Genomic DNA, 12,501 nt, shown 5'->3' with positions numbered 1-12,501 from the left:
TATAGTAGATTTAGTTTGAGATAAACATAGTAACGTTTTGTAGGAAATAGGATACATAAATTAAATCAGAAGGTTAAACCATAAAAGGGGATGTAATGACCATGCAGAATAGCCATAAAGATGCCGTTGAGCGGCAATTTGGCGATCAAGCCAATGCTTATCTGACCAGTGCGGTTCACGCTCAAGGTAAAGATTTACAGCATCTGGCTACACTATTGCAATCTGATGGCGATGCCCGTTTACTTGACCTTGGATGTGGTGCCGGACATGCCAGTTTTACCGCTGCGGCAGTGGTGAAATCTGTAGTTTCTTATGATCTTTCAGCGCAAATGTTGCAAGTGGTCAGTCAGGCGGCAACAGATAAAGAACTGACTAATATTGAAGTACAGCAAGGATTAGCAGAGTCATTGCCGTTTAATGATCAGAGTTTTGATATTGTTATCAGCCGTTATTCTGCCCATCATTGGCATGATGTCGGCCAAGCGTTACGAGAAGTTAAACGTGTATTACGCCCCGGCGGAAAGATAATCTTTATGGATGTAGTTTCCCCCGGTCATCCGGTGCTGGATATTTATTTACAGACCGTGGAGGTGTTACGTGATACCTCACATGTGCGAAATTACTCTCCCGGCGAATGGCTGGCACTAGTGACCGATGCCGGGTTAGTGATAAATGAAGTCACCTCCGATAGACTCTATTTGGAGTTCAGTAGTTGGATTGCCAGAATGCGTACTCCACAGCATTTTGCTATCGCGATCCGTGAGTTACAAAAATCAGCATCTGATGGTGTAATCAAGCATTATGAGATCCAAACTGATGGTTCATTTACCAGTGATATTATGATGATTGTAGCAAAGCGTGACTGATACCCGTCACCTTTCAAGCCGCCTGCATCTTGCAATATATAGGGTCTACCAGCAGGCGGCGGTGTTAATGCATCGACGATTTCCCATAAATATTTGTGATTTATTTTTCTAATGACACAAATTAATTTATTTTCTCCTTATTACTCTCACAATGATTGAGCTTCTTTACATTGCATTACGTCACCTTGCGTTGGTCCGCCCATAATTAACCTCAGCAAGACGTTACATATAACCCGTCAGTTGGAGCATATTATGAAACTATTACCTGTTATCATCGCTGCACTTATTACTACCACCTCATTCGCCACTCTGGCCGCGCAAGAAATTAGCTCAGAACAAGCCACTAAATTGCAAAGTATGGGGGTGATTTCTCTTTCTAATGTTAGCGGTTCACCCATGGATGTGGAATCAGCATTGAATACCAAAGCGAGCGCTGATGGTGCCAGCCACTATCGGGTCATTGGTATCAGTAACCCTGGTGATTCCAGCCATTACAACGCCAGTGCCGAGATTTATCGTTAATGTTCTAAGCCTAAGTTAGTGTGAGTGAAATATTTAGATACTATATTGATATGGCAATATTTTTTTAATCAGACTCTAAAAATAGGTTAACAATAATGGGTCATTGTTAACCTAAGACTGTACATTTCATTATTACCCATCGGTACTATCAATTTATCTGCTAAAAATAATTAACTCTTAGAGCAATCTTAATGCGCTCTTAATAAATATAAGGTGTTATTGTGGTCCATTCGGGTTTCCGAGGAGAGGCTATGCTAAACACTGTCCGGCGTAATTTTAAAAGTCAGTTTTCCTATTTACAGCGCTTTATTGCCTCACCACGTACCGTTGGTACGTTAGCTCCTTCTTCGCCTTGGTTATGTCAGGCGATGTTGAATCAGGTAGATTGGACCCAAAACCTTAATATTGCTGAATTAGGGGCTGCTGATGGTGTGCTGACAAAGCGTATTTTGTCACATATGTCAGCAAAGTCTCACTTACAGGCCTACGAGATTCAGCCACACTTTGTTCATGCATTACACCAGATTAAAGATTTACGTTTGCAGGTAGCTGATCGTTCAGCCGAACAGTTGGATCAGAATTACGATGTGGTATTTTGTTGTTTGCCATTACTCTCGATCCCAACCAAAATCAGTATTAGAATATTGCAGCAAACTCAGCAGCGCTTACGCGCTAACAGCGGAGTGTTAGTCTTATTTCAATACAGCCACCTTTCCGAGCCACTGTTATCTCGTTATTTCACGTGGAAAAAGATACGCGTGGTACGTAATTTCCCTCCTGCATTGGTGTATATTTGTCAGCCCCGTTAATGGTCTAACCTTGATAGTCACCTCATATTACCTGTGCAATAGCCTCTGGTTTGCCAGAGGATTATCAGGTAAAAAGCCCAATCGTATTGATCAAATACACGCTTGAGTGTGACTTTCAGCGACTTTTCGCTCTCATCCAAATGCCTTCCCAATTCAATTGAGCTGATAGATAAGTAGGTTGTACTGGCAGGTTTACGTTTCGATCAGTTTGATGCTTTCGCCGGTAAAGGGCGGCCTTTCGTCATCAATCCCGATAGCTCTGATAGTCAATTGGTCCCTCGTACCGGTGTGGTCTATAAGCTGACACCGAAAGTTTCTCTTTATGACGCTTACAGTGGATCCTTCAAACCTAATTTGTCTATTGCCAACCAGATTGATTGCCACCGCAGCAGGGGTAATCTTGGGCGGTTGGCAGTAAAGTAGAATGGCTAATGGTGTATCGTTAATTTTACGATGCTGTAAAGTTTGCACTACCTTTAATTATCGGTATGATTCGCATCTACAGTGTAGAGCTGAGTGTTAATACTATTTAGCTGGTCGACAATAGTGGCCAGTTTTTTGATGCCGAGAATTTATCCTCAGAAGTTGATGCGAAAGGACTTTCAAGTAATGACACAGACTATCTTCATGGTAGGCGCGCGCGGTGCGGGTAAGACAACGGTAGGGAAGGCGTTGGCACAGGCGTTGGGATATCGTTTTATAGATACTGATCTGTTTATGCGGCAAACCTCACAGTTGAGTGTTGCTGAAGTGGTTGCTCGCGAAGGCTGGGAGGGTTTCCGCCAGCGGGAAAGTATGGCTCTACAGGCTGTCACTGCGCCTAAAACTGTTGTTGCAACCGGTGGCGGTGCGGTGCTCGCTCTTGAGAATCGTACTTTTATGCGTAAGCATGGGCAGGTTATCTATTTACGCGCATCAGCGAATGTGTTGGCTGAACGATTAGCCGAAGCCCCGGAAGATGCCCAGCGACCAAGTCTTACAGGTAAACCGATCGTAGAGGAAATGCAGGATGTGCTGGCTAGCCGGGAAGCTCTGTATCAAGAGGTTGCCCACTATGTGCTGGATGCGACTCAAGCGCCGCAAGATGTTGTTGAACAAATTTTGCAGCTTCTGACTGATGAAACCGTAAAGTAGCTGGGAAAGTAAGCGTAATTTATCCGATGAATAATTAGCCCACCTGATTGCCTGATAATTATACGAAGCGTACAATTATCACCTACGTAATCATTTCAGCGTAAATCGTTTGCGTTGATAAATGCCCCTTAAGGCAAGGCCGATCAAGGCGGGCCGATGAAAACCTTCAAATCCTTTATTCACCAACACACCAATTTTATGCCAGCGTTCTGGTCAATATTGATTGTGATTTTTGAAACCTCGCTGGCGCTGTACATCTTACGCAACCTCTAATACCACTCTTATTTCGATAAATGAACCTTCACGACAACTGTGAAGGTGTTTGCTATGGCTAATTTTCAACCATATGGCAGCTATTTACCGGCCCCAATAGGGCTATTTGCCGCTAAATTGTACGCTTTATCCACAACTTCGGGAGTGAATCCGGCGATGATCCCATTTCGCCATAATAATCAGTGACAGAGCGTTTATAGAAACCCTAATATGAAAGCTCAATCTTGATTAAGACGCGGGTACAAAACTATGCTGAAATTTAATGAGTATTTTACCGGGAAAGTGAAATCTATTGGTTTTGACAGTGACAGCATTGGGCAAGCTAGCGTTGGGGTGATGGAAAAGGGAGAGTACACCTTCAGTACGGCTAAAGCGGAAGAAATGACGGTGATCACCGGCTGCTTAAAAGTACTGATTCCTGGTTCGGCTGGCTGGGAAGTGTTTAAGCCAGGTGAAACCTTCTACATTCCAGGGGAAAGTGAGTTTAACCTGCAAGTTGCTGAAGCATCTTCGTATCTGTGTAAATATTTGAGCTAAAGAATTCAGATACTCGCCCTCTCATCGCGAAAGGGCGATATCAGCTTAAGCTGTGTTATGCACCTAAGTTAGTGCTGAGCCTCGCCACCCAAGGCTTCAATCAGATTTTTAATTAAGGCGGCCAGTTCACTGGTCATCAGAATAAAATCGGCATCGAAGCGCTGCGCAAAATCATCCCGATCAATATCATCATTCTGTTCACGCAGCGTGTCAGCGAATTTCAGACGCTTAAGTGAGCCATCATCGGACAGAACCAATTGAACGCGTTCCTGCCAATCCAGTGCCAGTTTAGTGACCAGCTTGCCCGCTTCAATATGTACTGCGATTTCATCACTGAATAGATCCTGCTTCTTGCAACGGATCACGCCGCCGTCTTCCAGAATGGCTTTCAACTCAGCTTCATCCATCAGCGCAAATCCGGCGGGCAATTCTTTACTACGCACCCACTCGGTTAACGTCAGCTCGATAGGGTTTTCTAAGGTCAGTGGTACCACCGGCAAGGAACCCAGACTTTTACGCAACAATGCCAAGGTGTCTTCAGCCCGTTTAGCGCTGGCAGCATCAACCATAATCAGATCGTTGACGGTATCAATCCACAAAAAGGTTTGGTTAAAGCGACTGAATGCGCGTGGCAATAAACTGTGCAAAACTTCATCTTTTAATGCGTCTTTTTCAGTTTTTTTCAGTTTACGATGCTGTTCACCTTCCAGGCGCTCAATTTTGGCTTGCAACTCTTGCTTAATCACTGGTGATGGCAAGATTTTCTCTTCTTTGCGGGCACAAATGACAATCTGGCCATTAACCGTATGGGTTAATGCATCGCTATGCGACCCCATCGGTGATACCCAGCCCGTTTTTGCCATATCCTGACTGCCACACGGCGTGAAACTGAGGGCGCTTAACTGTTTCTCCATTTCATCCGCAGATAGTGAAACTTCCCGGCTCAAACGGTAAACCATTAAATTCTTAAACCACAACATAGTGTTATCCCTGGCTCGGGCGCGCCTGGAGCGCGCGAGTTAATCAAACGCAGGGCGGCATGATAACGAATTGACGCCTCGGCCCCTAGTAAAAAGAATAAGAAAAAAACAGAGCCAACCGCTCATCGGCTGAGCGCTATTTTAATCCACAGGGATCCAAACACGACATAATGCAAAATAGCGGGCGACAAAGATTGTGTCACTGGGGTGTATTGTCCAAACTGAAAGAAGAAGATTTTTATTGTCGTCACGTTTTTGGCAAGCAGGGCCTTATTTTTTGATAAAATCGGTTATCACCAACAATGAATTTTCCTGTCAATGAGGTAAAGCGCTATGCGCATTGGTATAGATCTGGGTGGCACCAAAATAGAGGTCATCGCATTGGCCAACGACGGGCAGGAGTTATTTCGTAAACGGGTTGATACACCCCGCCACGATTATCAAAATACCTTGCAGGCGATTGCAACGTTAGTTGCAGATGCGGAGCAGGCGACGGGCCAGCAGGGGAGTGTGGGGGTGGGTATCCCAGGGACTCTCTCTCCGTTTACAGGCAAAGTAAAAAATGCCAATTCAGTGTGGCTGAATGGTCAGATGGTAGATAAGGATTTATCAGAACTACTCTCCCGCCCAGTGCGATTGGCAAATGATGCTAACTGTTTGGCGGTATCAGAGGCTACCGATGGTGCGGGGGCGGGGAAACATCTGGTATTTGCGGCCATTATTGGTACCGGCTGTGGCTCTGGTATTGCTATTGATGGCCGGGTACATGCCGGCGGCAATGGTATTGCGGGTGAATGGGGCCATAACCCTTTACCGTGGCAAAATGATGAAGAGCGGCAATATCAACAGGAAGTAGCCTGCTATTGCGGTAAAAAAGGGTGTATTGAGACTTTTGTCTCCGGCACCGGCTTTGCGACAGATTATTTTCGTATGAGTGGCAAGCAGCTTAAAGGCCACGAAATTATCGCCTTAGTAGCACAAGGGGATGCCATCGCAGAGCAAGCAATGAGTCATTATGAACAACGCTTTGCCAAGTCGTTAGCCCATGTCATTAACCTGTTTGACCCAGATGTGGTGGTATTAGGAGGTGGCATGAGCAATGTTGAGCGGCTATATGCAACCTTGCCCGCGCTAATCAGCCCATGGGTATTTGGTGGTGAGTGCCAGACCCCGGTGCGTAAAGCACTTCATGGCGATTCTAGTGGTGTGCGTGGGGCCGCTTGGTTGTGGCCTGCTATTACCCAGCATCCTTGACACTACAGCGTTGTTAGCGGCTCTCGCGCACCCGAATCACTTACTTGTGTAAGCTCATCGGGACTTACTCGTTTGCTGCCTAGCTGTAATGCCAATGCTTTTGGGTAATACTCTTTGTCCTTGACACGACAGCATTGTTAGCAGCTCTCGCGCACCCGAATCACTTACTTGTGTAAGCTCATCGGGACTTACTCGTTTGCTGTTAATGACGTTTTAATATGCGGTTTTACTTTAGCTGCGTGACACTATTTTATCTGAAAGATACTGTCTAAGCGGCTAACGCCCAGTCCGTTGACTTTCTTCACTTTAATCTGCACTGGAATCCGGTCTTTCATTGCTTCAACATGGCTGATGACTCCAATGGTTTTGCCCGACGCATTCAGGCTATCCAGAGCATCCAGTGCAGTATCCAGTGTTTCAGCATCGAGCGTACCAAAGCCTTCATCAAGAAACAGAGAGTCAATGCTGGTTTTATGGCTGACCAGATCCGACAGCGCCAGAGCAAGCGCCAAACTGACTAAAAAGCTTTCGCCCCCAGACAAGGTGCGGGTATCTCGTATTGCATCCGCCTGCCAGGTATCCACAACTTGCAGCTCTAATGCATCGCTGGTTTTGCGTTGTAACAAATAGCGGCCATGTAAGCGGCTGAGCTGGTTGTTTGCCAGATAGACCAGATGATCGAGTGTCAGACCCTGAGCAAATTTGCGGAATTTATCACCCTCTTTGGAACCAATTAAATAATTGAGATAGCTCCAATCTTCATATTGCTGCTGACTGTGCTCAATTTGCTCAAACAGTGCATGCTGGTTACTACGGCGCGCTGTGTCGCTTTCTAACTGATTGCGTAACTCGCCTTGCCGTAATGTATTGGCCTTTAGTTGCATCAACAATTGCTCTGATTGCTGTTGCAATACTACCAATTCAGATGCTTTATCGACACCCGCCGGACACTGCTGTAATAGTTGCTCCAGCGCTTCACTGGCATGTTGCTGGCGGATGTTGACTTGTTGTTGTCGTTCGCTCAATTGCTGTTTTAATTGCTGCAAACGTTGCCTTTCCTCTTCATCCAGCAGTGCGGCGTTTAAGGCGGCTTCGTCCTCGAACTCGCTGATCGCCAGTGCTTGCTGTAATTGAGCTTGAGCGGTGGCAGCGCGCTGCTGATTATGCTGATATTGTTGCTCTAAGCCCGCCAGCTCCCCCGTTAATCGGTTTAGCTGGGACTGAGTCTGTTGCAGGATTTCTGCCGCATTCTGTTGTATCAACTCAGCTTGCTGTTGTTGTTGGCGCAACACCTGACGAGCCTCAGTAGTACTGATATCACCAAACAGTGCCTGACGTTGCTGACTCTGTTGTTGTAATAGGGTTTCAGCCTGTTGGTGTTGTTGGGTGAGCGCCGATAACTGGTCAATGCACTCTTGTAAATGGCGACGCTCTTCTTCAATCCGCGTTTCCAGTGTTTTTTGCCCCAGAACCAACTGTTGTTGTTCTTGCTGATTCTGCTGCCAACGCTGGTGTTCCTCTTCCCGCAGAGTCAGCCAACTCTGCTGCTGGTCTGCTGCTGGTACTGATAATGATAAATCAGCCAAACTATTATTGAAGTCTTGGCGCATCTGAGTTAAATCATCTTGCTGGCGTTGATGCTGTAACTGCAGTTTCTGTTGGGCTTGCTGAGTATCTTGCTGGCGCTGAGTGATTAATGCCAGTTGTTGCAAGTGTTTTTGCTGCTGTTGTTCTGCTTGAGCCAGAGCATCTTTAGCTTGTTGGTATTGCTGGTTTATTCGCTCATATTCAGCCAATTTCCGCTGGCAGTGTTGCTCTGATTGTTCCTGCTGTTCCAGCCAATCCATTAATGCTGCATGTTCATGTAATGCAAATGTCAACGCCAGAGGTTGCGCCAGCAGCTGCCAGCGCTGTTGATAATCGGCCAATTGCTGGCGGCTGTGCTGTAACTCTTGCTCTAGATGCTGCTGCTGTTGCTGCATACTGTTTTTTTGTGCGCTTAATTCTGAGCCTTCAGTGGCGAGTTGTTCAACCTGACGGCGCAGTTTCTCGAGGCGTTCGGCTGTTTCCGACGGTTTTACCGCCTGATACTCAGTGATAGCGGGGTGATCCAATGCGCCACATAGTGGGCAGGCATCTCCCGGTTGGAGTTTGGCTCTTTCCGCTTCCAGTCTGACTATCTGATTTTCGCGTTCCCACAAGGCTTCCAGATCAGCATGATGTTGTTTTTGATGTTTGTAGCGCTGACGTTTTTCTTCTAACTGCTGTTCAAGCTGTTTTAATTGCTGCTGTTGGCTGGTGAATTGTTGCTGTTGTTTATCGTGCTGTGCCTGAACTTGTTGTGCTAAAGGCGATAATGTGGCGAGTTGTTGCCGGGCCGGTCGCTGTTGCTGCAACTCGTCAAGTTGTTGGCGCAATTGTGTTGTGGGCTGTTGCTGCTCGAATGCTGCTAATTGCTGCTGGATGCTACCTGCTTGCGAGGCCGCGTGTACTAATACGGCCTGTTGCTGTTTATCCTGCTCATTTAATGTGGTCGCTTGCTGTTGCAAGCTGCTCAGTAATAAGGCTTGCTGCTGTAATTGCTGCTCGTTAGCCACTGACTGCTGGTGCTGTATGTGCAATTGGCGGAACTGTTCGCGCCATAACGGTAGGTACTTAACCCAGTGTTGATGGTGGGGATATTGCTGTGCATATTCAGCTAATTGTTGCAGGCGCTGATGCGTCTTTAGCAACTGCTGCTCATTTAACTCAAGTTGCTGTCTACCTTGTTGTTCTTTGCCGCGCAATTGCTGCAATTGAGTGGCAAATTGCGCTAATGAGTGCTGTTGTTGCGCGATAAGGTTATCCAGCGGTACCACTTTTTGCTCAATCAGTGTTTCTTGTTCATGCTGCTTGGCCGCCTGTTGTTGGCGTGCGGTATTGGCTTGTTCCAGAGCTTGAGCCAGGGGGGTTAGTTGGCTCTGAAGCTGTTGCTGCTGTTGGGTCAGCGCGGTGATACGCAGTTGTGTCTGTTGTGCATCCTGTTGGCTGAGTGAGCAGTCACGCAGTAAAGGGCGCAACTTCTCAGCCGGTTCACTACGGGCCAGCCGGTGTAATTCAGGTTGTGCCTGCTGATATTCTTGTTCAATAATTGTTTGCTGCTGCTGATATTCTTGTAGATTCTGTTGCTGTCTTTGCCAGCCGGTTAACCAGTTTATTTGGTTTTGACTCGCTGATTGTGCTGAAACAAGCTGCTTTTCTTGTTGGTGGAGATCATCGATTTGTTGCGTTAATGCCAAGCGCTGTTCTTCATTGAGCAGTTCAATACCACTGGCACGTTGATGTAAAGCATCCAGATTGGCCTTGGCCTGTTTATGTTGCTCAAAGACATATTCAGATAGCCGCCCGTAGATATCAGTCCCCGTTAGCTCTTCCAATAATTCGGCACGGTCATTGGCATCGGCATTGAGAAAAGCAGCAAACTGCCCTTGCGATAACATCATTGATTTAGTGAAACGGCCAAAATCCAGGCCGGTGATCGCTGCAACCATCTCCAACTTATCACGCACTTTATCGGCCAGGATTTTACCGCTGTCGCATAGCGCCAACTCAACTTTAGGGGCTTGCAGATTGCCTTCCGGGCTGTTTTTTGCCCGCCGCTGGCTCCAGAATGCACGATAGCAGATGCCTTTTACTTCAAACTCAACTTCGGCTAGTGACTCCGCTGTGTGGCGTGTCATTAGCTCATTTTGGCTGGGCGTGACAGTCAAACGTGGTGTTTGGTGGTATAGCGCAAGGCATATGGCATCCAGCAGTGTGGTTTTGCCTGCGCCTGTCGGGCCAGTGATAGCGAATAAACCGTTGCTGGCAAAAGGTTCGGCGGTGAAATCTATCTTCCACTCCCCTTGCAGAGAATTAATGTTTTTTAGACGTAAGCTTAAAATCCTCATGCAGGCTGCTCCTGTGCGGCATCTTTATCTTGCGTGATGTCATCAACCACCTGATTGAACATTTGACGCATCCGCTGTTGGCGCGGCTCGGCTAAGTCTGGCTCCAGCGCCAGCCTGCGTTCAAACACATCGGTAACACTCAGCTCATTGAGTGTCTCTTTTTCCTGCCGCTCGATACTGTTGTTACGTTGTTCTTTACTGCGACGTAACAATACAATTTCAACCGGTAGCTCTGTGGTCAGAGCCTGAATACGGCGTTGGATATCAGTAAGATAGTCTTGGGTGGCAACTTCTATATCTAGCCATACGGGTAAGCCTTGATGCTCAGAGAATTGAGCCAGTTGCTGCTCTATTTGCGCTAAATCCCCTTTAATTAATTGCATTGGCTGAAATTGTGGGATGAAGAGAGGGGTAACTGATGCCAGTGCCTGTTGGTGGAATTCCACCAGATAGACGCTTTTCTCCTTGCTCAATTCATCAAAACTGAGAGCAATGGGGGAGCCGCTATAACGGATATGTTCAGTTTTAGCCACTTGCTGGGCGCGATGAATATGGCCTAAAGCAATGTAATCTGCTGGTGGAAATGCCTGCGCGGGGAAAGCATCCAATGTACCAATATAGATATCGCGAACCGAGTCTGTCGTGGTGACGCCAACGGTAGTCAGGTGCCCGGTGGCAATAATGGGCAGTAGCAAACCCAGTTCGGTACGCAATTCAACCGCCCGCTGATACAGTGCCTGGTAGTGGCCCGCGATCGCTTCTTGTAAAGCCAGTTGTTTTTGCCCTCCAGATTCACCCGCCTGACTGGTGACTAAGTCCCTTGGCCGTAAAAACGGGATCGCACACAGCAGAGCCGCAGGTTGATGTTGGCGGTCTTTTAGAATAATGATTTGTTGATCGAGATTGCTGTTGGCGCACGAAATAACGGTGGTATTGAGATAAGAGAGCAAACCCCGTGATTCATTCAGTGTTGACACAGAATCGTGATTACCCCCCAATACCACTAACTGACAGCCAGTGGGTTGGAGCTCAACCACGAAACGGTTATATAGCTCACGGGCGTAACTGGGCGGGGAGCCAGTATCAAAGATATCACCTGCTACAATTAGCGCATCTACCTGATTTTCTTCGATCTGATTAATGAGCCAGTGCAGAAATGCCTGATGCTCAGCAGCGCGGCTTTTAGTGAAGAAATGCTGGCCTAAATGCCAATCAGAGGTATGAATAATGCGCATAAATCTCCCGCACGGCAGGTTATCAGTCAAAGATAATGGCGCTGATTATAAACGCTGCCCGCCGGATGTCGCGGCTAAAAAAAGGCTAGGAGGAAAATCTCCGAGACGTCTCGCAAACTTGACTGCTGTGTTTTGCAATTATCATGAAATTTATCACTATGCTTATTGCTAGTAGAAGCGTGATGTTTTTCATAAAAATGTCACAAAACTGACGCATAATGGCTCCCGAAATCAAATAGTGACCACTAACATACTGGCAGGGTTGATGATGGCAAGACGCATACTTGTGGTGGAAGATGAAGCGCCAATCCGTGAGATGGTGTGCTTTGTGTTGGAACAGAATGGTTACCAACCATTAGAAGCCGAAGATTATGACAGCGCAGTAACTCGTCTGTCGGAGCCTTTCCCTGATTTAGTGTTGTTGGACTGGATGTTACCTGGCGGCTCGGGTATTCAGTTCATTAAACATATGAAACGTGAAGCGTTGACCAGAGATATTCCGGTGATGATGCTGACGGCCCGTGGCGAAGAAGAGGATAGGGTGCGCGGTTTGGAAGTGGGCGCAGATGACTATATTACCAAGCCGTTTTCGCCGAAGGAGCTGGTTGCGCGTATTAAAGCAGTGATGCGCCGAATATCGCCGATGGCTGTTGAGGAAGTTATTGAAATGCAAGGGCTAAGCCTTGATCCTTCCTCACATCGGGTTATGGCCAATGAGCAAGCGCTGGATATGGGGCCGACCGAGTTTAAGTTATTGCACTTCTTTATGACCCACCCGGAGCGCGTTTACAGCCGTGAACAGTTGCTTAATTATGTTTGGGGCACTAACGTTTATGTAGAAGATCGTACGGTTGACGTGCATATTCGTCGGCTACGCAAGGCGCTTGAAATTGATGGTCATGACAGAATGGTACAAACTGTCCGGGGAACTGGATACCGTTTCTCAACGCGCTACTGAGTTT

The 12,501-nt window shown here is 46.9% G+C and carries 10 protein-coding genes and 1 pseudogene; 8 read left to right on the top strand and 3 right to left on the bottom strand.

Annotation, left to right across the window (positions count from 1 at the left end; genetic code table 11):
• Positions 1–95 precede the first annotated feature (95 nt).
• The 6 genes and pseudogenes from A6J66_011555 to A6J66_011530 all read left to right on the top strand — a co-directional run bounded on the left by A6J66_011555 (position 96) and on the right by A6J66_011530 (position 4,141).
• Entirely contained in the window at positions 96–866 is a 771-nt protein-coding gene (locus A6J66_011555) for a class I SAM-dependent methyltransferase (GenBank protein PNM24766.1), read from the top strand.
• 252 nt (positions 867–1,118) lie between these two features.
• Positions 1,119–1,388, top strand: coding sequence for a DUF1471 domain-containing protein (locus tag A6J66_011550; GenBank protein PNM24765.1), 270 nt, complete (start codon positions 1,119–1,121; stop codon positions 1,386–1,388).
• A 251-nt stretch (positions 1,389–1,639) separates the two neighbouring features.
• Positions 1,640–2,197 carry a methyltransferase gene (locus tag A6J66_011545; GenBank protein ID PNM24764.1) on the top strand — a complete coding sequence of 186 codons (558 nt, stop codon included), beginning with the start codon at positions 1,640–1,642 and terminating at the stop codon, positions 2,195–2,197.
• A gap of 144 nt (positions 2,198–2,341) precedes the next feature.
• Positions 2,342–2,592: pseudogene (locus A6J66_011540) on the top strand (TonB-dependent siderophore receptor).
• A gap of 214 nt (positions 2,593–2,806) precedes the next feature.
• Complete coding sequence (locus tag A6J66_011535) at positions 2,807–3,331, top strand: shikimate kinase AroL (protein ID PNM24763.1); 525 nt, start codon at positions 2,807–2,809, stop codon at positions 3,329–3,331.
• A 522-nt stretch (positions 3,332–3,853) separates the two neighbouring features.
• Positions 3,854–4,141, top strand: a complete 288-nt coding sequence (locus A6J66_011530; protein ID PNM24762.1) for a pyrimidine/purine nucleoside phosphorylase — start codon at positions 3,854–3,856, stop codon at positions 4,139–4,141.
• A 68-nt stretch (positions 4,142–4,209) separates the two neighbouring features.
• On the opposite strand, the gene A6J66_011525 is transcribed toward A6J66_011530, so the two are convergent.
• Positions 4,210–5,121, bottom strand: coding sequence for a recombination-associated protein RdgC (locus A6J66_011525; protein PNM24761.1), 912 nt, complete (start codon positions 5,119–5,121; stop codon positions 4,210–4,212).
• Between the two features lie 333 nt (positions 5,122–5,454).
• Here A6J66_011525 and A6J66_011520 point away from each other — a divergent pair, with 333 nt between their 5' ends.
• Complete coding sequence (locus tag A6J66_011520) at positions 5,455–6,375, top strand: fructokinase (GenBank protein PNM24760.1); 921 nt, start codon at positions 5,455–5,457, stop codon at positions 6,373–6,375.
• Positions 6,376–6,620: 245 nt separating this feature from the next.
• On the opposite strand, the gene A6J66_011515 is transcribed toward A6J66_011520, so the two are convergent.
• Together A6J66_011515 and A6J66_011510 are read right to left on the bottom strand one after the other, a co-directional pair.
• Positions 6,621–10,304, bottom strand: a complete 3,684-nt coding sequence (locus A6J66_011515; GenBank protein PNM24759.1) for an ATP-dependent dsDNA exonuclease — start codon at positions 10,302–10,304, stop codon at positions 6,621–6,623.
• Complete coding sequence (locus tag A6J66_011510) at positions 10,301–11,539, bottom strand: exonuclease subunit SbcD (protein ID PNM24758.1); 1,239 nt, start codon at positions 11,537–11,539, stop codon at positions 10,301–10,303. Before A6J66_011510 ends, A6J66_011515 begins: the two co-directional genes overlap by 4 nt.
• Before the next feature lie 268 nt (positions 11,540–11,807).
• Between A6J66_011510 and phoB the strand changes: the two genes are divergently transcribed.
• Positions 11,808–12,497 (top strand): phosphate regulon transcriptional regulatory protein PhoB, encoded by a 690-nt coding sequence (gene phoB / locus A6J66_011505; protein ID PNM24757.1) that lies wholly within the window; start codon positions 11,808–11,810, stop codon positions 12,495–12,497.
• Positions 12,498–12,501 lie beyond the last annotated feature (4 nt).

Origin of the sequence: Yersinia enterocolitica (assembly GCA_002082245.2) — a bacterium.
In the GTDB taxonomy this organism is placed as follows: Bacteria; Pseudomonadota; Gammaproteobacteria; order Enterobacterales; family Enterobacteriaceae; genus Yersinia; species Yersinia enterocolitica_E.
Note: the sequence above shows the minus strand (reverse complement) of the source record. Positions and strands in the feature narration are given on the sequence as shown.